We start from the raw sequence: 21,331 nt of genomic DNA on the forward strand, positions 1-21,331 counted from the left end.
GCGTGGCACATCATAAATCGGATGAAAAAGTAGTTTACGTTGGCGATTCACGTGTAATCAAGAATACGCAGAATCTGGTTCCTAAAGATTATTCGGCATATCCGGGGAAATCGGAAGCTTTTATACCTAACTTCTTGCTGAAAGAATGGATGGTTGCAGTAGTTGCTATGGTGGGCGTTCTTGCATTAGTAATGTCAGAACCTGCACCACTTGGATATCCTGCTGATCCAACAACCACTGGCTTAATTCCAATGCCGGACTGGTACTTCTTGTTTATGTATCAACTTCTTAAGTACCCGTACACCTCGGATCAATTTGTAGTATTGGGTGCTGTTGTTCTGCCTGGTCTACTGTTTGGAGGCTTGTTATTAGCTCCTTTCCTAGACACAGGAAAAGAAAGACGCTTCTATAAACGGCCGATAGCTTCGACACTTATGATTTTATCTTTGGTTGCTTGTTCTTATCTGACTTACACTTCATGGGCACATTACCAGCATGAGCTTAAAGAACAGAATATTATTCCTGAGCACATCAAGCGTGAAGAAGAAATGCATGCAAACAAAGGTAAACCAAGTGGCGGCAGCAGCGGCGGTGGAAAGAAAGCAGCTGTAGCGATCGTAGCTCCTGATGACGAGGGGGCAAAATTGTACGCTAAAGCGACATGCTTGTCATGTCACGGAGCAGGACTACAAGGAATGAAGCCTGCTGGCATACCAGCTCTTCTAGGTGTCGGTGATACACACACAAAAGAAGAAATTTTGGGAATTATTCACGAAGGTCAGGGCGGCATGCAAGCCCAGTATGAGGACAATATTAAAAAAGGCTTAACAGAAGCTGAGATTGACAAGATGGCCGAATGGTTATCTTTGCAAAAGAAAGCTGAGTAATATCAAGATAAAACCTGACCGTCATCATGCGGTCAGGTTTTTTTAAACAGGAGGGAATGGATTTGCGGCAAGGGCTAGTGCTATCAATGCTTTGGAGCAAGTCATTTTTAACAAGCAGTGTCGTGTTATGGACTTTATTTCTTGTCAATTTGGCTGGGACCATTTATGGATATCAGTGGTATTCCGAGCAGCTATGGTATACATGGGACAATAAACCTGGCTGGTATATCTGGTTTGTTCCTGATAGTCCGACAGCGAGCCTGTTCTTTACTCTCTCCCTATTGTACTTATTGCTGGACAGAAGATCTTCTCATCCACTGGACAAGAAGCCGTCGGTCCTTCGGGGGTTTGTCGAAGCCTTTAGCTTGATCACTTCCTTTAAATACGGCATATGGGCTGTAGCTATGATAGCTGCCGGTGCAGCACAGGGGAATCCTACCAATTGGCAGGATGGTATGCTGACCGTTTCACATCTGGGAATGGCCGCAGAAGCTTTGCTTTTTGCCAGATTTTATACATACCGGATGCTGCCGATAGTATTGGTAGCGGGTTGGACATTGTGGAATGATTTTATGGATTATCAGAATGGCATTTTTCCATGGTTGCCTGAAGTGCTTGAAGATGATCTTGGAGCCGTCGAGATGTTTACAATTAGTTTAAGCGTGGTCAGTATTATTATTGCGATTCTTTATCTGCTGTCACGTAGATCGGCAAAACAAAAAACAATCCATTAGAAGGATCCGAAATGCGCTAAGGTGGTCTAAATTGGGACAAACCTCCATATGCTGATGGTGAAGGAGGGATGTCCCATGTTTGATGTACACAGTCATCACAGGCTCATTCTATCGGTGCTAATTCTTATAATGATGTTGACAGCGGCAGGTTGTTCAGGTGGTCAGAAAGAAGTGTCAAAAAAAGAGGCAGATCCGCAGCAGCTAAAAAAAATGGCGTTTTTAAATCAGACCGCAGATGAAATGTATCAGAAGGCAATGGATGGCGAAATGATGGAGGCGCGTAATAAGCTTCTGCAAGTTAGTGATCAAATTACGAATATTAATTTTGCAGGTGTTACTACCATAGAAGGCTTAAACGCGCTTACGGAGTCGGTGACAAAAGCGAAAAAAATATATAATGCAGCTTCCTTGTCACCAAATGAAGGACAAGTTGCTGTTTCAATCATCCGCTTGGCGACGGATGCTTTGACCCACAAAAATCAGCCGATGTGGCTGCAGTACTACACTTTGTTACAAAATGATCTTTCCCTTATGGAAGCTGCGGTTCATAAATCGAATGCTCAAGAGGCGGTTTCTGCTTTTAACAAGCTGAATCAGCACATTTCGCTCATTCACCCTTCCTTGCTCATCAGCCGGGAGCCCTCGGAAGTGGAGAAGCTAGATTCGCTAATGAATTTTGTTCGGCTGGAATTAAGCAAAGATCCTGCGGAGTATCCCAATATTCAAAATGGCATCGAACAACTGCATCGCTCCGTAGATGAATTATTTGGAAAGAAATCGGAAACAACGGCCTATTTGCCCCTTGCAGATCCCAAGCATCCGATTATCTGGACTCTAGTTATCGGGGCGATTATTAGCTCCATATTGACCTTTACTGGATGGAGAATGTTTAAAGGTGGAAATGGCTACGTCACGATAAAGAAAAAGAATGCGGGCTAGGGCGATTTAAATCCCTCGCCCAGCACATCATGCACCTCTGCAATGATGATAAAGGCACTGGGATCAATGGATTTAATAAGGGCCCGCAGCCTTCTGGTTTCATGGCGGTATATGACACAATAGACAACTTCCTTATCCTTTCCCGAAAAAGCTCCTTTTGCCGGAAACAGCGTGACTCCGCGATCGAGCTCTTTTGTGATGGTTTGGGCCAGCACATTGGCGTGATCTGTAATAATGGTAAAGGCTTTTGCCGCATAAGCGCCTTCTGTCATATAATTAATCATTCTTGTAGCAATGTAAACTGTTACGAGTGAGTAGAGCACTTTTTCCTTTGGAATATAAAATAACGAAACGCTAATAATGACCACATCCATATATAAAATAACCTGACCTACGCTCCAGCCTTTGAGCTTATGGCCAATTCTTGCCACAATATCAGAGCCCCCGGTTGTTCCTCCATAACGAAATACAAGCCCCAATCCAGACCCAACAGTTACCCCTGCATACAGAGTGACCAAAAAGTAATCCTGAGTTTGGAAGGGGACGAGCCATTCTTTACGAATGAACCATTCCATAATCCATAAGAAAAATGAAAGAGACAGGACGCCAAACATGGTATAATACATCGATTCCCTGCCAAATATTTTCAAACCAGCGAAAAATAAAGGTATATTGATAACCAATGTAGTGACGGAGGGCGGTATGTTGTAGACATATTTAAGGAGTAAGGCAATTCCGGTTAATCCGCCTTCCATAAGCTCATTAGAAATAAAAAAATAATGGAGACCAAATGCGTAAATGGCTGTTCCAAGAAAAATGAAAAATAAATTGGTGAGACGTTCCGTAAGCCGTATAGGTGTCATAAACATGAATTCCCTCCGTATTCTCCACTTAGAATCCAGTATGCCCGTGAGTAAAGCCGATATGCGAACATAAGGAGAGAACTGGATTAATTGCTCCTGTTCCTGTATGCTTATGGCAAAAACCTAAAAGTGTTCCAAGATGATTCCTTTCATCCGGGAAGCTTTTTTGGATGTGGAGGCAAGCTTATGTTATTTATTGACAATGAAGGAATTACGGATCCGCGGATTAACTTGGCCATTGAAGAATATGCCTTGAAACAGCTTCCTGAGGACGAGAGCTATTTGCTGTTTTATATAAATGAACCTTCGATCATTATCGGTAAAAATCAGAATACGATCAGCGAGATCAATTCCGATTATGTGAACAAGCAGGGACTGCATGTCGTTAGAAGGCTTTCCGGTGGTGGCGCGGTCTATCATGATTTAGGCAACCTTAACTTCAGCTTTATTACAAAAGATGACGGCAAATCCTTTCATAATTATCTGAAATTTACGGAACCTGTGGTCGCATCGCTTCGTAAGCTTGGTGTCGACGCTGAATTGACGGGACGTAATGACATTCAGGTCGGACAGCGTAAAATTTCCGGTAATGCACAGTTCACAAGCAAAGGAAGAATGTTCAGCCACGGAACGCTGCTGTTTGATTCGGAGATCGAGAGTGTGGTCTCAGCGCTGCGGGTTAATCCGGACAAAATTGAATCCAAAGGGATCAAATCGATACGCAGCCGCGTGGCCAATATCAGTGAATTTTTGGCTGAGCCTATGACAATAGAAAGCTTCCGGGTTTCACTGCTTGAGTCGATTTTTGGAACTTCGGCTGATGAAATTCCCAGGTACAAGCTAACAGAAGCAGACTGGCATGCTATTCGTAATCTTTCTGCAGACCGATATGGAAATTGGGATTGGAATTATGGCAAATCTCCTAAAAGCAGTGTCCGTAATTCGCAGCGCTTTGAACAAATTGGAACCATTGAAGTGTATCTGAATATCGAGCATGGCCTAATCGATGAGCTGCGTATTTACGGTGATTTTTTTGGTGTTGGTGATGTATCGGATTTAGAGGAGCTTTTGCGTGGGGTCAGGTATGAGGAGGAGCGTGTTCGACACGTTTTGACTGAGCAAAATTTGCAAGTTTATTTTGGCGGTTTGGAGCTGGAGTCTTTTCTATCCCTGTTGTTTTTGAGCGGGAAATAGATAGAAAATGTTGGAAAAGAAAATGATTTGTCAAGGCATGTACTTTGCGTTAACATGGAAGGGATGACCTTGGATACATTGGATACATAATTGGAAAGAAGGGTGCCTATGTCGGAACGAACGCTTAAAGACCTTCAAGATGAGGTGGATCAATACATTTCGCAATTCAAGGAAGGTTATTTCAGTCCGCTTTCTATGCTGGCCAGAATGTCCGAGGAAGTGGGAGAGCTGGCACGTGAGGTGAATCACAGCTATGGTGAGAAGCCTAAGAAAGCCTCCGAAGGAAGTAACTCTATTGAGCTGGAGCTTGGGGACATTTTATTCATCACCATCTGCTTTGCTAATTCGTTAGGTATTGACCTTACGGAGGCGCACGAGAAGGTCATGCATAAATTTAATACGCGGGATGCGAATCGCTGGACTAAAATTAACACCGAACCTTCCTGAGCTTCATAAACTATACCATCCCCTGATAATGGGAACTTCGGTCATCGAAGGGAGGATGGGCGAGTGGATGGAGAACATGAAATACAAAAGGCGTATCAATCAATTCTAGGTCATGATTTTGAAAAAGCAATTGAATGGTTTGAAAAAGCGATACTTTTGGAGCCGGATAACGCAGCCTATCACCACAAGCTATCTATCACTTATGCTCGAAGCAACAAGCTGCAAAAAGCAGTCCAACAAGCGCTTCAAGCAGTGCGACTGGACTCCAATAATGAGCTTTATTTATTACATTTGCACAATCTGCAGGCCAGAGAGAAAATGCAGCAGGCGGAGCTGCAGCTTGATCCCACCAACCTGAAGGCAGATCAAGCTATTGAATCATTAAAGGAAGCTATAGCGTTGGATCCTTTATCCAAAGAAGCTTACCTTATTTTAAGTGCAGCTTATGCCAGCAAGCAGAATTATCGTCATGCTCTATATGCTGTTCAAGAAGCACTTCGTTTGGATCCGCTTGACGATATTGCGAAGAGGCAGGCTGCTGAATACAGCCTTAAGCTTAATAAAAGAAAATAATGACTAAATAAAGTCACAATAACTACAAGTTGAAGGAGTTTAGACACTATGGAACGTAAAATAAGAGTAGCAGTCGTGGGAGCAAGCGGGAGAATGGGGAGAGAGGTAGTTAAAACTGTACTGACGGAGCCTGATTTTGAGCTTGCAGCTGGTATTGATCGTTCCTCTGAAGGTATAGATCTGGGCAGATTGGTTGGTCTTGAGGAGTGCGGCGTTCAGATCCAGAATGATCTGGAGCTTGCTTTAGTAGAATCCAAAGCCGATGTAATGGTTGATTTTACTACGCCGCATACCGTAGTTTTTAATACTAGTCTTGCTATTCGTCACGGAGTTCGTCCGGTTATTGGGACAACCGGATTTACTCCGCAAGATATCGAAATGCTGGACAAGCAGTGTAGAGACAAAGAAATTGGCGGGCTGATCGCTCCGAATTTTTCCATTGGGGCAATTTTGATGATGCGCTTTGCCGCGCAGGCAGCCAAATATTTTCCTCACTTAGAAATCATTGAATACCATGGAGACCAAAAGCTGGATGCCCCTTCAGGTACTGCAGTCAAAACAGCAGAGATGATATCGGAAATCAGGGAAGAGATTCGGCAAGGCAATCAGCAGGAAGAGGAAACCATTGAAGGATCGCGCGGAGGGTATTACAATGGGTTTAGAATACATAGCGTGAGGCTGCCTGGTATATTCGCCCAGCAGGAAGTCATCATGGCTGCACATGGCCAATCGCTAAAAATTCGCCACGATTCCTATGACAGAGCTGCCTATATGCCCGGAGTTGCTATTGGAATCAGAAAAGTTATGACCTATACCGGGTTGGTGTATGGCTTTGAGCATTTTATAGACTAGGGAGTGTAACTCACATGAACATTGCGCTAATCGCACATGATAGAATGAAAGATGAAATGGTCAATTTCGTAGTTGCCTATGAGCAAGTGTTTAAAGAGCATGATCTGTTTGCCACTGGCACAACCGGACAAAGAATTATGGAGAGCACCAAGCTAAGTGTGTTTCGTTATATGTCAGGTCCATATGGTGGAGATCAGCAAATTGGTGCGATGGTAGCCAAAAATGAGATGGATCTGATCATTTTTCTTCGGGATCCATTAATGGCTCAGCCGCATGAACCGGATATTTCCGCTTTATTGCGTTTATGTGACGTCCAGGGTATTCCTTGTGCAACCAATGTGGCTACAGCAGAAATCCTGACAAAAGCACTTGAACGCGGGGATTTCGCATGGCGTGAGGTTGTTCATAAATATAAGTCGGAGTCGGGTGAAAAGTAAGATGCCGGGATCACTTGATATTCTAATATTCGGAGCCCATGCGGACGATGCGGAAATAGGTATGGGAGCTACGATCGCAAAGCATACAGCGGCAGGATTTGCAGTTGGAATTTGCGATTTGACCTATGCGGAGCTTTCTTCTAACGGAAGTGTTGCTACAAGAATTCAAGAGGCGGAGGAAGCCGCTGCATTACTAGGCGTTACTATGCGCTCGAATTTGGGACTGGCGGATCGGGGCTTGTATATGACAGAGAGTCATATCAAGCGAATTGTACTTGAGATACGGACTCACAAACCGAAGATTGTTTTTGCCCCTTATTGGCAGGATCGTCACCCGGATCATGTGGCCTGCTCGCAATTGCTGCAGGAAGCCGTGTTTAATGCCAAGCTGCGAAAATATATGCCTGAAATAGAGGCCTGGCCAGTACAACAATTTTACTTTTATTTCATTAATGATGTGTTTGAGCCTGATTTATTAGTCGATGTATCTGACTGTTATGATAAGAAGCTTGCTGCGCTGGGAGCGTATCGCAGCCAATTTGCTCCCCCTGAAAATGGACAAGATATAGTACTCACTCCATTAAATCAAGGATATGTTGAAAGAGTGGAAGCGCGCGACCGGTTAACAGGGCAAAAACGGATGGTGGCTTATGCGGAAGGTTTTATCTCGAAGCAGCCATTACTTGTAGACATTTTCAGATAGCGGGGAAGTTATGGACAAGAAGCTGAAGATAGGGATTACCTGCTATCCGACCTTGGGCGGCTCTGGTGTGGTAGCGACTGAACTTGGCAAGCTGTTGGCGGAAAAAGGACATGAGATTCATTTTATCACCCACAGCATGCCGTTCAGATTAGGAAAGTTCGACAAAAATATTTACTATCATGAGGTTGAGGTGAGCGAATACTATGTATTCCGCTACCCTCCGTATGATCTCTCTCTGGCCAGCAAGCTCGCTCAGGTGGCGCAAATGAAAGAGCTTGACCTGCTTCATGTGCACTATGCGATACCTCACGCTGTTTGCGCTTTGCTGGCCAAGCAAATGGTAGGAAGTCATTTGAAGGTTCTAACAACATTGCATGGGACAGACATAACGGTGCTTGGACAGGATCAGTCCATCAGTGATTTGATTCGTTATGCAATTAATGAGAGTGATGGGGTAACAGCGGTTTCGGATGATCTCATCCAGGAAACAAGAAGCCTGCTGGACATATCAAGACCGATTGATTTGACTTATAATTTCGTAGATAAACGTGTTTATTATCCTCGTGATATTTGTAAGCTAAGACAGCAGTTTGCCCGGCCTGATGAGAAAATATTAATTCATATTTCTAATTTTAGACCTGTTAAGCGTGTTTCCGATGTCGTTGATATTTTTGCCAAGGTGAGCAAAAAAATTCCAGCACGGCTGTTGTTTGTCGGTGAAGGACCTGAACTATCGAAGATTATTTCAAAGGTCAAAGAGCTGGGCTTAGCTGATAAAGTAACCTTCTGCGGAAGACAGGATGATGTCGCGCAAGTCATATCACTTGCTGACGTGATGCTGCTTCCTTCGGAGAAGGAGAGCTTCGGGCTAGTTGCTTTGGAAGCTATGGCGTGCGGAGTTCCTACAGTGGGCTCCAACGCAGGCGGTATCCCGGAATTGATTACTCATAATGAGTCAGGATTTTTGGCGGATATTGGAGACACGGATTTGATGGCTGAATACGTGCTTCGCTTGCTAACAGATGAAGAGCTGTACCAGCGTATAGCTGAAGCCTGCTTATATCGGGCACGCTTCACGTTTTGCAACGATTTGATATGCAAGCAGTACGAAGAAATCTATTACCGTGTACTTGGCCGGGAAATGCCAGAGGCGCAGCGATTGCAAGAGCCTAATTGTTGACCGAAAAGCTTGGAAACAGAGCAAGAAGCAAAGTAATAAGTTAGCTTGAGTCAGGAAGTGTAAGAAGTGTAAGAAGTGTAAGAAGCGTAAGAAGAGCAAGAAGAGCAAGAAGAGCAAGAAGAGCAAGAAGAGCAAGAAGAGCAAGAGAAGTTAGTAAGGAGCAATGCTTATGCAGCAAGCTATGGAGCAAGAAGGAAAAACCATTCTGCAGCACTTGCAGGAGCAAGGATACGAAGCTTATTTTGTTGGCGGTTGTGTTCGCGATAAGGTCCTGGGGCGCAGCATTAAGGACTTTGACATAGCTACTTCAGCATTGCCTGAGCAGGTCATGGCCAGTTTTCCGCGGATCGTTCCGACTGGTCTACAGCATGGGACGGTTACAGTAATCATGAAGCATGGGGCGTACGAGGTGACGACGTTTCGAGCGGAGTCGCAATATGAGGACCACCGCAGGCCTCAAGAGGTTACCTATATTTCAAGCCTTACCCAGGATCTAAGGCGGCGGGATTTCACCATAAACGCCATGGCAATGAATCAGGATGGCGAGATTTTTGATCCCTTCGGCGGGCGAGAGGATCTCGCAGCCGGACTGCTTCGCTGCGTCGGTGAGGCAGAGGAGCGCTTTGGCGAAGACGCGCTGCGCATGCTGCGCTGTCTGCGCTTCGCCTCGGTCTACGGCCTCGAGGTCGAGTCACAGACATGGCAGGCGCTGCTGCGCCAAGCTCCGCTGCTGCGCCACGTCGCCATGGAGCGCGTGCGCAGCGAGCTGCAGAGCATGCTCGCAGGCCCAGCCCCGGCGCAGGCCTTGCGCCTGCTGCTCGCGAGCCGCCTGTGGCAGCATTTCAAAAGGCAGCTCTCGCTGCCCTTTGAAATGTGGCTCGCGCAGCCTGCAGCGCTGGACGCCGTCGGCGCGCTGGAAGAGCATCGCACCCGCTGGGCGCTGCTGCTCTTGCTCCTGGAGATGCCTACGGACGTAGTCCGGTCGGCGCTCCAGGAGCTTACGTTCTCCCGCGCCGATACGGACGCGGTAGCGGGTGTCCTCGCGCTGTACGAGCAGCTCGCGAGGCAGTTGCTGCCGGACGCCGCGGCAGCGCCGGCGGACTTGGAGCCGCGGCAGCTGTCGCGGCTCTGGAAGGTTGCCGCAGTCGCTCACGGCCTGCAGCCTGCCAGAGACTTGCTGCAGGTGCTGCGCGTCCTGCTGCCTTCCTACGATGCTGCACAAGCAGCATCTGATTCAGTGCTGGCACGATTTATGCACGATGCGGCCTCCTTGCTTGCAGAACATGGCAGCACCTGGCTGGAGGAAATGCCATGCAGCACACTTAAAGAACTTGCAGTAAATGGCAGCGATCTTGTGCAAGCTCTAGATCGGCCAGCAGGTCCCTGGATCGGGCAGATGCTTTATTGGCTGCTCGAACAAGTCGCGCTAGGTGAGCTGCTGAACGATCGCACCAGCTTGCTGCTGGCTATTGCAGAAGCCGACCCCAAACTATATTCATGAAAGCGAGTCGTAAATGAACGAACACATATTGCGTATTTTTTCAGAGCATCCTGATGAATTCTTGTCCGGTGAAGAGCTAAGCCGCCTGTTGGGATGCAGCAGAACAGCCATATGGAAGCATATTCGCAGCCTGCGCGAAGCCGGATATGAATTCGAGTCCGCTCCCCGCAAGGGCTACCGGCTGACGAGCAGACCTGATAAGCTTGATGTAGCTGCGCTTATGGAGGGCTTGAAAACAAAGGTCATGGGCCGCCGGCTTCATGTATATGAAGATGTGGAGTCTACACAAATTGTGGCGCAATCGCTGGTGACTGCTGGAGCTGAAGAAGGTACCCTGGTCATTGCAGAGCAGCAAACATCGGGGAAAGGCCGGATGGGGCGTAAATGGTATTCTCCCCGCGGTAAAGGAATTTGGATGAGCCTTGTGCTTACTCCCAAAATCCCGCTTTTCTATACGCCGCAGCTTACCCTCCTTACCGCAGTAGCGCTTTGTCGTACGCTTCGCCAGCTCTGCGCAATTGATATCGGTATTAAATGGCCGAATGATTTATTAATTGCTGGCAAGAAGGTTTCCGGCATTTTACTTGAAATAAGTGGAGAAGATGAGCGGCTCAGACATATCATTGCAGGGATTGGCATCAGTGCCAATTTAAATGTGCAGGATTTTCCGCAAGAGCTGCGCCCGATAGCTAGCTCATTACTTATTGAAACAAGTGCACCTGTGAGCCGAGAGGCTATAATTCTAGCTTTCCTGAAGCAATTTGAAGAGCTTTATGAGATTTATCATGAACAAGGCTTTGCCCCGATCAGGCTGCTGTGGGAAGCTCTCAGCGTATCGCTTCATCGTCCTATCCGGGTACAAACTGCAGGGGGAGTAACGGAAGGGATAGCTGAATCAATTGATGACTCAGGGGCGCTCACTGTAACTACTAACACAGGTGAGAAAATCAAGGTATTCTCAGGCGAGGTTGAACTACGTTAAGAGGGAGTTCGGATGGCAATCAAATGTATTGTTCTACTAATACGCGAATGAGCTGCATGTACTGCAAATTTGCAATAAATTAGTAAATAATCCACAGAAAATGGTATGAAAACGTTGAAAAGTCTGGTATAATGTCGGCAAGAGGTAGTATCCATACAGAACTACACTCTTCCGAATGAATTTTTGAACATAATTGGAATCACCTAACTGAACATTCGTTGTATGTCGGATTCTGCTCTGAGCCATAATGGACCGAGACAGAAGGATCATATGCTTTTTTTTGCATGATATCCTTTTAGCTCTCAGCTAAAAGGTATTTTTATTTTTATTTAATCGACTTGGGAAGCTGGGATGATGATGATGGAGAAACGTAAACCACTAACTACTGCACGGCTTAAGAAAATGAAACAGGCAGGCGAGCCAATCACATTTGTAACGGCTTACGATTATCCTTCAGCGAAGTTGGCTGAGGAAGCGGGTATTGATGTTATTCTTGTCGGCGATTCCTTGGGCAATGTCGTCCTCGGATACGATTCCACCTTACCGGTAACGCTGGATGATATTGTCTATCATACTCGGGCTGTTGTCAGAGGGGCTGCCTCGACTTTTATTGTCGCTGACATGCCTTTTATGAGCTATCATGGCAGTATAGACCATACGTTGCAAGGTGTAGCACGATTGATGCAGGAAGGTCATGCCAAAGCGGTCAAGCTGGAGGGTGGAGCAGAAATTGCCCATACAGTTGAAGCTATTACGAACGCGGGTGTACCTGTAGTTGGCCATATTGGATTGACGCCTCAGGCAGTTCATCAGATTGGCGGCTACCTCATTCAAGGCAAAAGCTCGGAGCAGGCTCAGAAGCTGCTTGCGGACGCCAAAGCACTTGAGCAAGCTGGAGCCTTCGCGATCGTGCTGGAGCTCGTTACCGAGGAGCTGGCAGCATGGATTAGCAAGGAGCTGACAATTCCGACTATCGGCATCGGCGCGGGAGCCTCTTGTGATGGGCAAGTACTGGTTTTTCATGATTTGCTGCAGTATGGCTCAGCTCCTGCACCGAGAAAATTTGTGAAGGTTTATGCTAATGTGGGGGAAACTATCCGGAGTGGAATTGCTCAATATGTGCAAGAGGTAAAAGCCCGCAGCTTCCCGGGGCCTGAGCATTCCTTCCATATGGACGATGAGGTTGCTGCTTATTTATACGGCGATAAGGAGTGAAAGGGCATGGAAGTTATTGAGCAAATTTCATTGCTAAGAAATCGTCTTGCTGCTTACAGGCAGGAACATAAGCAAACTCAGATAGGTTATGTCCCTACGATGGGCTATTTGCATGATGGACATGCAAGCTTGTTACGAAGAGCCAAGGAGCAAACAGGTCTTGTCGTGCTGAGTATTTTTGTGAATCCATTGCAATTTGGTCCCAATGAGGATTTCGAGAAGTACCCGCGCGATACAGAAAGGGATTTGCAGCTGGCAGAAGCCGCGGGAGTGGATATTGTTTTTTTGCCTTCGGTTGCAGAGATGTACCCCAAGCCGACACAAACTACAGTTTCTGTAAAGGGTATTACTTCGAGACTTTGCGGTGCCTCCAGACCTGGGCATTTCGACGGTGTAGCCACAGTAGTTAGTAAATTATTTAATATTGTACAGCCGGATAAAGCTTTTTTCGGACTTAAGGACGCCCAGCAAATAGCTGTTATTACACAGATGGTTGAGGATTTGAATATGCCTGTGGAAATCGTCCCGTGCCCCACACTGAGAGAAGCAGACGGTCTGGCTTTGAGCTCCCGGAATGTGTATTTGAGCGCTGAGGAACGGAGCCAGGCTGTGGTGCTCTCACAATCATTGGCAGCTGCGGAAGCATTTATATCCGAGCATCAACATTTTACTTCAGAAGAGCTTGTAGAAGCTGTTAAGGTTCATATTCGTAAAGCTACGCTTGGAGAAATCGATTATGTAGAGGCTTTGGCATTTCCGTCATTGGAGCCTTTTACCTCAATTGATACGGTAACAGAAAAAAGAATTATTGTAGCTTTGGCTGTCAAATTCAGCAAGGCTCGTCTTATCGATAATCAAATATTTCCAATAAGGAAGTGAACCCCATGTTCAGAACGATGATGAAATCCAAAATTCACCGCGCAACCGTAACAGAGGCCAATCTTAATTATGTAGGTAGTATTACAATTGATGAAGATCTTATAGAGCTTGTTGATATGCTTCCAAATGAAAAAGTACAAATTGTAAATAATAATAATGGTGCGCGGCTTGAAACGTACATCATTCCCGGACCTCGTGGATCGGGTGTTATTTGTCTCAATGGTGCGGCGGCAAGGTTGGTTCAGAATGGGGATACGGTTATTATAGTTTCCTACGTTATGATGACTGAAGAAGAAGCCAGAAAGCATCAGCCTACGATTGCCATTATGGGAGAAAATAATAAGGTAGCGCAGCTGCTTAAAGAGGAAATTCATTCCACGGTGCTGTAAAAGCAGGGGAGTGCATGAAATGAGCGGCCTCTACAAAAAATGAAGGTAGTGAAAATTGCTTTCAAAGGCGGGTGCTCGAATGTTCAAGCATGTATTTTCCACCATGAATGAAGCTTTGGATGAAATACTCAGGGAATACCCAGCCTCCTTCGGCGACAAAAAGCAAGCGCTGGAGGAACAGCTTCAGGTTTTGAGATCGATGAGTGATGAGTTTATCGAAAGCTGGCTGCTGTTTGAAGAGCGGTTGGGGAATTTGTCGTCCGGCGGTGTTCAGGAAGGGACTCAGCATTTGCATGAAGAGCTGCTTGAGCTGGATATTAGCGGAAAGCAGACAGCGGAATTTTTAATGGGACAGGGTTATTACAAATTATTTATGTATGATCAGGCGATCGATCAATTTGAGAAGCTGGTAAGGCTGCAGCCCGATTTTTTACTGGCCCGCATTTATTTAGCCATGGGTTATTTACGCAAAGGAGATATGGGAGAATCTTATCGTCATTTTCAATTTTTACTCCCGCTCACGGAAAATACCAAGATGAAGGCAATTTCTTACAATGCGATGGGATGTATTCAGGCTCAGAACCAGAATTTAGAAAAGGCTTATGAGTATTTTCAAAAAGCTCTCAGCATGGACCCGTTTCCTTTGGAATCTTTTATCCAATTGGACGAATAAGTTTGCTATTCCCTTTTCCCATGGAAATTTGGTATGCTAGTGAAAGAGTGGGATGAAGGGATTGACATAAAGGAATGAAATTTGCTGTTTTGGATTTTGAAACTACTGGAAGCCAGACGACCGATGAAATTACTCAGGTTGGGCTCGTTATTATAGATCAATTTCAGGTTGTGGAAAGGTATACTTCCTTGGTCAATCCGGGGATCGGTATACCTTCTTCAATTACTACTTTAACCGGAATAACCGATGAGATGGTTGCTGATGCCCCTTCACTTGATCAGGTGATGACAGAAATGTTTCCATTATTGTTTGATTGTGTGCTTGTTGGGCATCATATTCCGTTTGATTTAAGCTTTCTGCAACGAGGATTGGTGAAATGCGGTTTCCCCCGATTCCAAGGCAGGGTGCTGGATACGATCGACATGCTGCGCGTTCTGTTTCCTTCGATAACAAGCCTGCAGCTGGGGATGGTAGCCGGGATGTTTGGGCTGGACCATGAGCGTCCTCATCAGGCTGATAGCGATGCAGAAGTGACTGCGCAAATCTGGATGATTTGCATGGAACGTTTATTAACTATGCCACTGCTCACTGTACAAAGGCTTCATCAAATATTTGATCCTGAAGTTAGTGATTTGGGCTGGTTTATGGAGGAAATTCTTGCGTTCAAGGAATCACAGACAGCAGTGGATATGGATGCTCACCGCTATTTCCGGCAGTTTACAATTAATGTTGGGGATTGGGGAGAAGGGGAGCCTGTCAGGAAAGATGAACAATTGAGAGCGCTCGATGTTCCTTTCACTGATTTCTACGAGGATGTCAAGCGGCTGCTTCAAGATAAATTCGAAGTGTATGAAAACCGCGATTCACAGGAACAAATGATCCAGGAAGTACAGGATTCGCTGAAGGCTCAACGGCATCTTATGATTGAAGCAGGCACCGGAACAGGTAAATCGCTTGGTTATTTGATCCCGGCTTTGTATTACGGCCTCAAGCATGACAAGAAAGTAATTGTCAGCACCCATACGATTAATTTGCAGGAACAGCTTCGGGAACGGGATATTCCGCTTTTAAGCGAGATTTTCCCTGTTGGCTTCCGAGCGGCGGTGCTTAAAGGAAGAAGCCATTATTTATGCCTGCGCAAATTTGAAAACAAGGTAAACATGGGGGATTATGAGCCTGGTAAAGAAGATGCGATTACAGCGGGGCAAATGGTTGTCTGGCTTAGTGAAACGAAGCATGGAGATGAAGAGGAGCTGCATTTTGGCAATAAGGGGCCTCAATTTTGGCATACGGTTGCCAGTGATACGGATTCTTGCCTGAATCGTCAATGTCCTTGGTTTAAAAAATGCTTCTACCACCGTGCACGCAATGATGCGAATACGGCCGATATGGTCATTACGAATCACTCGATGTTATTTACGGATATGAAAGCGGATAATCGCCTGCTTCCGCATTATAAGCATTTGGTCATTGATGAAGCCCATCATTTTGAAGAGGTAGCGAGCAAGCATTTGGGCATTGAGCTGCGCTCCACGGCGTTTTTGCATACCTTGCAGTGGCTATATAAGGATAGCAGAAGCGGTCAGCTGCCCATGCTGAGGCTTCGTTTGCAAAAATTCGTGGAGGAAGAGCGCGCGGCTGCGTGGTGCCAGGTCATCGATACCTTGTATCCTAAGGTGTTGATGATTAAGGAAGAGTGGGAGCGGCTAAGCGAAGCCCTATATCAGCTGATTACCGCGAAAAATGATTCATCACAATTGGAAACCGGACAATTTGTGCTTAGAATGAAGGATGAAACGCTGCCCGATAACTGGACGGAGCTTCTTGCGACTGAAAACAATATTTTTCTAAATGCTTCGGATATTTTGCGTACGCTGGAAAAGATGGTAAATCAAATCAAGGAAGTGCAGGACGAGTTTGAGGTTCAGGGTCTCATTACCGATTTGGGAGGCATACTTAAGGAGCTTTACGAGCATAGGGATGCTCTTCATTTCTTTATGAAAATGTCCGATCCGGACTACGTGTATTGGATGGAAGCCGGAGCGTATTCCAAATCCAAATCATTGCTGTTGGTTAGTGTGCCAACGGATGTCAGCTCTTTGTTACAAGAACATTTCTTCGAAACCAAGGAAAGTATTATTCTTACTTCGGCTACTTTATCAGTGAACCGCTCCTTTCAATATTCAGCAGATCAGCTTGGCTTGCAAATTCCACGGAATGAGGCAGAAGGGAAGCTGCGGACGGTTCAACTGCCTTCACCTTTCAATTACAGAGAGCAGGCGCTCGTCTGTATCCCCCGGGACTTCCCGGGGATAAGAGGGCCTTCCGGAGAAACTCTGTTTGTTAAAGCGCTTGTCGACTCACTCAGTGAAGTGGCTTTAGCAACGAAGGGCAGAATGCTCGTTTTGTTCACCTCCAGCCGCATGCTGAAGCAGATTCATCCCGCTATGAAAGAGCGCCTGCAGCCTAATGGCATCGACGTTCTTGGGCAAGGCGTAGACAGCGGCAATCGCAGCAAGCTGACCCGGATGTTCCAAGATAGTAAATCTGCAGTTTTACTGGGCACAAGCTCCTTCTGGGAGGGCGTGGATATACCAGGAGATGCGCTAAGCTGTCTGGCTATCATTCGATTGCCTTTTCAACCGCCTAATCATCCGCTTGTGGAAGCCAAGTGTGAGAATATCAAGAAGCGCAACGAAAATCCGTTTATGAAGTTTTCCGTTCCGCAGGCTGTAATACGCTTTAAACAGGGCTTCGGAAGGCTTGTGCGAAGAGCATCCGACAAAGGCATCGTCATTATTTATGATACCCGTGTTATTGATACCCATTATGGCAAGCATTTTCTTTATTCACTGCCGGGACCAAAGATCGAACATATGTATACGGAGCAAATGGTACCGAGAATCCGCGAATGGATGGGGGAAGATGGCTATGAAAAACATGAAAATATCTGAAGCGGTCGTTCGTCGGCTGCCCATCTATCTGCGCTATTTGAATGAGCTGACTATGAAAAGCATCACAACGGTATCCTCACAGGATTTGGGCCACAAGCTGGACCTGAATCCTGCGCAGATTCGTAAGGATCTTGCTTATTTCGGGGAATTCGGGAAGAAGGGGATTGGTTACGATGTTGCCTATCTTATTGAGAAAATTCAGCAGATACTGAAGCTGGACCGGCAAATCCCCGTAGCTCTTGTTGGAGCGGGTAACTTGGGCAGGGCCTTATGCAATTATAATACGTATTTGAAGGATCAAATGAAAATAGTTGCCGTTTTCGATGCATCACCGCAGAAGATAGGTGAAACGATTAACAATCTGACCGTGCAGCCGATCGAGGAGCTTAAAGATGCGGTTACAAGGTTGGGCGTTAGAATTGGCATAATTACCGTTCCTGCAATCGAAGCACAGAATGTAGCTAATCAATTTATTCATGCAGGCATAGAAGCACTTCTTAACTTTGCTCCGGTCATTATCAAGGTTCCTTCGGAGATACGTTTGCATCATGCAGATTTCACAACTGAACTGCAGAGTTTAGCCTATTATTTGGACTAGGAAAGCAGCTGGAAAACGCACAAAAAACTCACAACATAGAAACAAAAATAACCGCCCCAATCGGACGGTCTTTTCTATGCTTGCAGGTGGTATACGATCTACATCAGCCCGAACAATACATAGTAAACAATATAGGCAAGCACGATACTAATTGGAATCGTTATGACCCAGGTCATAAGCATTCTGCCTACTGTGCCCCATTTCACATCATGGAACCGCATAACGGTGCCTGTACCAATGATTGATGATGAAATAACATGGGTTGTCGACAAAGGCATTCCCATAAAGGTTGATGCTTGAATAACAACGGATGAAGTCAAGTCTGAAGCAAAGCCGTTAATCGGCTCGATTTTGATGATTTTACGGCTTACGGTCTTAATAATACGCCAACCGCCAATTGAAGTTCCCAGCCCCATCGCAGTTGCAGCAGATATCTTTACCCAAAGAGGTACGTCCAAAGTAGTTTGATACCCCGCTGCCACTAGTCCGAAGACGATAATCCCCATTGCCTTTTGCGCATCGTTGCTGCCGTGAGACAAGGATAACAGCCCTGCGGAAGCGATCTGCAGAGTACGAAACATGCGATTCAGCTTGGATCTGGAGGAATTGCCCTTCCAAATGACGAGCTTCTTGATAATGGCCATGATGATAAATCCAAGTGCAAAAGCAATAATGGGTGAAAGAACAAGGATATAGATGATCTTGAGAAATCCGCTCCAATTCACAGAAGCGATGCCTGCTCCCGCAATAACAGCACCTGCAAGCGATCCGAACAAGGTGTGTGAAGAGGAAGATGGGATACCGAAATACCAGGTCGCCAGATTCCAGAGAATCGCTGAAATCAGAGCGGCGATCACAATATGTTCGCCATTTAAGATCTTTGAAGGATCTGCGATGGAGCCTCCGACTGTCGAAGCAACCTTGGAGGAAATAATAGCTCCTACAAAGTTAAGCACCGCTGCGTAGATAACAGCGAAGCGCGGAGTTAAAGCTCTCGTAGAAATGGAAGTGGCGATAGCATTGGCCGTGTCATGGAACCCATTAATGAAGTCAAAGATCAACGCCAATACAACAATAATAATAAGTATGGTAAGCATGCTTTCCTCCTACAACTGGTCCTTAAGAATAACGTAGAACGACACTTTCCAAAATGTTGGCAACATCTTCGCAGGCATCGGTCGTTTGTTCCAATCTTTCGTACATTTCCTTCAGGTTGAAATCCTCGTAGGGATCTTTTTTGGCAAGGAAAATTTGACGGATTCCTTCGCGCATCAGACGATCTCCATCATTCTCCAAGCTGTTGATCTGTACGGTATGCTCCGTAATTTGCATATATTTCTTCTTTGGAAGCAGCTTGAACGCGTCCAAAATATGTTGGCAGGAATCGACAATAACTGCAGAAAATTCTTTCATCACATTATCGACCCTGGTTATATTCAAATAATCAAAGCGCGCCATCGTGGCTTCAATGCCGTCGGTAACATCATCGAGCTTGGAGGCAAGTTCCAAAATGTCCTCGCGGTCAAGCGGGGTAATAAACACTTTGTTCAGACCTTTGAAAATTTCATGGGTTATATGGTCTCCTGTGTGCTCGAGATCCTTAATAACATCGAAAAAATCCGAAAGAGGCTTGTCCCCCATCATCGCAGTACGAAATGTTTGTGCAGTAAGCAGCGCATTTTCTGCCGATTTGATCAGCAGCTGGAGAAAATCAGCTTCTCCTTTTTTGGTAAATAACATAGACATAAAGGTCCCCCTTAAAGTTAGAATTTAGAATAAATTACCATACAGACCCGTTTCTCTTGTAAAACTTTCCATTTACAATAAATTAACAAAAAAGTGTCGAAACAGCGTGGATTTTGAAAAGAAAACTCACAAAATTAAAAATATCATAATAAACGTTAAGAAAGCAATGAAAATCATCGTAATATTTTTAAATATTGTCCAAAAAGCGTATTCTTGATTTTAAAGGCTTGAAGTTGTACATTGGAAAAGACAAATGGTTTCGAGTAAAGACAGAGAGGACTATAAATAATGAAAAAAACGATCATAATAAATGGAATTTTCGTAACTGTTGACGAAGTTGCACCTCTGATCAGAGGCTGCATGGTAATAGAGCAAGACCGCATCATTTATATAGGAGAGCAAGCACCTGAGCCTCTGGAAGCTTATGACGAAGTCATAAACGGCCATAACAGGCTCTATATGCCTGGACTTGTAAATACACACTGTCATGCTGCCATGTCGCTTCTGCGCGGGTATGGAGACGATCTGGCGCTGCAGATATGGCTGGAGGAGAAAATGTGGCCTATGGAGGCTAAATTTTCTGCCAAGGATGTCAGGTGGGGGACACAACTATCCATTCTAGAGATGATTAAAGGCGGCACGACCACATTTGTAGATATGTACGATCATATGGATGAAGTAGCACAGGCTGTCGAGCAATCAGGCATGCGCGGCTGCTTAACTCGCGGCGTGATCGGATTATGCCCGCCTGAGGTGCAAGATGCAAAGCTGAAGGAAGCGACAGCATTCGCCAGAAACTGGAATGGCAAGGCTGATGGGCGTATTACAACCATGATGTCACCACATGCACCCTATACATGTCCTCCTGATTATATAGAACGGATCGTTCAAGCAGCACATGATCTGGATTTGCCGATACATACGCATATGTCTGAAACACTCCGTGAAGTTCTTGCCAATGAACAGCAGTATGGCTTAAGACCTGTAGAGCATCTGGAGAAGCTTGGCGTGTTTACGCGTCCTACCCTGGTTGCTCATGGTGTGCATCTGACAAATGAGGAAATCTCGATACTTGCTAAATATTCGGTCCATGTTTCCCATAATCCGGGCAGCAATCTAAAGCTGGCAAGTGGTATCGCGCGTGTGCAGGAGCTGCAGCATGCAGGGGTTAAAGTTTCCCTGGGGACGGATTCATCTGCTTCTAATAATAATCTTGACATGTTCGAAGAGATGAGGCTGGCAGCGCTGATTCACAAAGGAGTGTCAGGCGATCCGCTGGCGGTTCCGGCAAAGGAAGCATTAAGAATGGCTACACTGACAGGTGCGGAGTCTCTCTGGCTTCCGGATGTGGGTCAGCTTAAGGCTGGCATGAAGGCAGATTTTATCGCACTGGATCTCGACCAGCCCCACTTACTTCCGAAAACAGATTTCATCTCTCATATTGTTTACTCGGCTTCGGCAAAAGATGTAATCGATGTGTGTGTTGACGGAAATTGGATCGTTCGCGGCGGAGCCTGTCTGACCCTTGATGAAGAACGGATTAAACGTGAGTTTGAGCTATGTTTTGAAGGGCTGCTTGGTTAGC

The 21,331-nt window shown here is 45.7% G+C and carries 22 protein-coding genes; 19 read left to right on the forward strand and 3 right to left on the reverse strand.

What is annotated here, in order from left to right; genetic code table 11:
• Positions 1 to 2: 2 nt before the first annotated feature.
• The 3 genes from J2Z66_RS30720 (at position 3) to J2Z66_RS30730 (ending at position 2,560) form a co-directional block, all read left to right on the forward strand.
• Positions 3 to 887 carry a menaquinol-cytochrome c reductase cytochrome b/c subunit gene (locus J2Z66_RS30720; RefSeq protein WP_209976586.1) on the forward strand — a complete coding sequence of 295 codons (885 nt, stop codon included), beginning with the start codon at positions 3 to 5 and terminating at the stop codon, positions 885 to 887.
• A 62-nt stretch (positions 888 to 949) separates the two neighbouring features.
• A complete protein-coding gene (locus tag J2Z66_RS30725) occupies positions 950 to 1,621 on the forward strand; it encodes a DUF1405 domain-containing protein (protein ID WP_376774514.1) in 672 nt (223 codons plus the stop codon).
• A 75-nt stretch (positions 1,622 to 1,696) separates the two neighbouring features.
• Positions 1,697 to 2,560 carry a sporulation protein YpjB gene (locus tag J2Z66_RS30730; RefSeq protein ID WP_209976588.1) on the forward strand — a complete coding sequence of 288 codons (864 nt, stop codon included), beginning with the start codon at positions 1,697 to 1,699 and terminating at the stop codon, positions 2,558 to 2,560.
• Here the strand turns inward: J2Z66_RS30730 and J2Z66_RS30735 are convergent.
• Entirely contained in the window at positions 2,557 to 3,423 is an 867-nt protein-coding gene (locus J2Z66_RS30735; protein ID WP_209976671.1) for a YitT family protein, read from the reverse strand. The genes J2Z66_RS30730 and J2Z66_RS30735 overlap by 4 nt on opposite strands.
• A 186-nt stretch (positions 3,424 to 3,609) precedes the next feature.
• On the opposite strand from J2Z66_RS30735, the gene lplA reads away from it, so the two are divergent.
• The 15 genes from lplA to J2Z66_RS30810 all read left to right on the forward strand — a co-directional run bounded on the left by lplA (position 3,610) and on the right by J2Z66_RS30810 (position 18,000).
• Positions 3,610 to 4,617 carry a lipoate--protein ligase gene (lplA, locus tag J2Z66_RS30740; protein ID WP_209976589.1) on the forward strand — a complete coding sequence of 336 codons (1,008 nt, stop codon included), beginning with the start codon at positions 3,610 to 3,612 and terminating at the stop codon, positions 4,615 to 4,617.
• 108 nt (positions 4,618 to 4,725) lie between these two features.
• Positions 4,726 to 5,064, forward strand: a complete 339-nt coding sequence (locus tag J2Z66_RS30745; protein WP_209976590.1) for a nucleotide pyrophosphohydrolase — start codon at positions 4,726 to 4,728, stop codon at positions 5,062 to 5,064.
• Positions 5,065 to 5,127: 63 nt separating this feature from the next.
• Positions 5,128 to 5,637, forward strand: a complete 510-nt coding sequence (locus J2Z66_RS43895; RefSeq protein WP_209976591.1) for a tetratricopeptide repeat protein — start codon at positions 5,128 to 5,130, stop codon at positions 5,635 to 5,637.
• A 48-nt stretch (positions 5,638 to 5,685) separates the two neighbouring features.
• Positions 5,686 to 6,489, forward strand: a complete 804-nt coding sequence (dapB, locus tag J2Z66_RS30755) for a 4-hydroxy-tetrahydrodipicolinate reductase (protein WP_209976592.1) — start codon at positions 5,686 to 5,688, stop codon at positions 6,487 to 6,489.
• Positions 6,490 to 6,503: 14 nt separating this feature from the next.
• A complete protein-coding gene (locus J2Z66_RS30760) occupies positions 6,504 to 6,926 on the forward strand; it encodes a methylglyoxal synthase (RefSeq protein ID WP_209976593.1) in 423 nt (140 codons plus the stop codon).
• 1 nt (position 6,927) lies between these two features.
• On the forward strand, positions 6,928 to 7,629 hold the full coding sequence (gene bshB1 / locus J2Z66_RS30765) for a bacillithiol biosynthesis deacetylase BshB1 (protein ID WP_209976594.1): 702 nt from the start codon (positions 6,928 to 6,930) through the stop codon (positions 7,627 to 7,629).
• Positions 7,630 to 7,639: 10 nt separating this feature from the next.
• Positions 7,640 to 8,809, forward strand: a complete 1,170-nt coding sequence (bshA, locus tag J2Z66_RS30770; RefSeq protein WP_209976595.1) for an N-acetyl-alpha-D-glucosaminyl L-malate synthase BshA — start codon at positions 7,640 to 7,642, stop codon at positions 8,807 to 8,809.
• 169 nt (positions 8,810 to 8,978) lie between these two features.
• Positions 8,979 to 10,310 carry a CCA tRNA nucleotidyltransferase gene (locus J2Z66_RS30775; RefSeq protein ID WP_209976596.1) on the forward strand — a complete coding sequence of 444 codons (1,332 nt, stop codon included), beginning with the start codon at positions 8,979 to 8,981 and terminating at the stop codon, positions 10,308 to 10,310.
• A 13-nt stretch (positions 10,311 to 10,323) separates the two neighbouring features.
• Entirely contained in the window at positions 10,324 to 11,292 is a 969-nt protein-coding gene (locus tag J2Z66_RS30780; RefSeq protein ID WP_209976597.1) for a biotin--[acetyl-CoA-carboxylase] ligase, read from the forward strand.
• 360 nt (positions 11,293 to 11,652) lie between these two features.
• On the forward strand, positions 11,653 to 12,507 hold the full coding sequence (gene panB / locus J2Z66_RS30785) for a 3-methyl-2-oxobutanoate hydroxymethyltransferase (RefSeq protein WP_209976672.1): 855 nt from the start codon (positions 11,653 to 11,655) through the stop codon (positions 12,505 to 12,507).
• A gap of 6 nt (positions 12,508 to 12,513) precedes the next feature.
• Positions 12,514 to 13,386: a pantoate--beta-alanine ligase gene (panC, locus tag J2Z66_RS30790; RefSeq protein ID WP_209976598.1), complete on the forward strand. Its 873-nt coding sequence runs from the start codon at positions 12,514 to 12,516 to the stop codon at positions 13,384 to 13,386.
• A gap of 5 nt (positions 13,387 to 13,391) precedes the next feature.
• Positions 13,392 to 13,775, forward strand: coding sequence for an aspartate 1-decarboxylase (gene panD, locus J2Z66_RS30795; protein WP_209976599.1), 384 nt, complete (start codon positions 13,392 to 13,394; stop codon positions 13,773 to 13,775).
• 79 nt (positions 13,776 to 13,854) lie between these two features.
• Positions 13,855 to 14,448, forward strand: coding sequence for a tetratricopeptide repeat protein (locus tag J2Z66_RS30800; RefSeq protein ID WP_209976600.1), 594 nt, complete (start codon positions 13,855 to 13,857; stop codon positions 14,446 to 14,448).
• A gap of 74 nt (positions 14,449 to 14,522) precedes the next feature.
• On the forward strand, positions 14,523 to 17,402 hold the full coding sequence (locus J2Z66_RS30805) for an ATP-dependent DNA helicase DinG, 3'-5' exoribonuclease type (protein ID WP_209976601.1): 2,880 nt from the start codon (positions 14,523 to 14,525) through the stop codon (positions 17,400 to 17,402).
• Positions 17,380 to 18,000 (forward strand): redox-sensing transcriptional repressor Rex, encoded by a 621-nt coding sequence (locus tag J2Z66_RS30810; protein WP_209976602.1) that lies wholly within the window; start codon positions 17,380 to 17,382, stop codon positions 17,998 to 18,000. Before J2Z66_RS30805 ends, J2Z66_RS30810 begins: the two co-directional genes overlap by 23 nt.
• Positions 18,001 to 18,098: 98 nt before the next feature.
• Here the strand turns inward: J2Z66_RS30810 and J2Z66_RS30815 are convergent, their stop codons facing one another.
• Complete coding sequence (locus J2Z66_RS30815) at positions 18,099 to 19,097, reverse strand: inorganic phosphate transporter (protein WP_209976603.1); 999 nt, start codon at positions 19,095 to 19,097, stop codon at positions 18,099 to 18,101.
• Positions 19,098 to 19,119: 22 nt separating this feature from the next.
• Entirely contained in the window at positions 19,120 to 19,746 is a 627-nt protein-coding gene (locus tag J2Z66_RS30820; protein ID WP_245375964.1) for a DUF47 domain-containing protein, read from the reverse strand.
• 288 nt (positions 19,747 to 20,034) lie between these two features.
• Here J2Z66_RS30820 and J2Z66_RS30825 point away from each other — a divergent pair, with 288 nt between their 5' ends.
• Positions 20,035 to 21,330: an amidohydrolase gene (locus J2Z66_RS30825; RefSeq protein WP_209976604.1), complete on the forward strand. Its 1,296-nt coding sequence runs from the start codon at positions 20,035 to 20,037 to the stop codon at positions 21,328 to 21,330.
• Position 21,331 lies beyond the last annotated feature (1 nt).

This window comes from Paenibacillus eucommiae (assembly GCF_017874215.1).
GTDB lineage: Bacteria > Bacillota > Bacilli > Paenibacillales > NBRC-103111 > Paenibacillus_AI > Paenibacillus_AI eucommiae.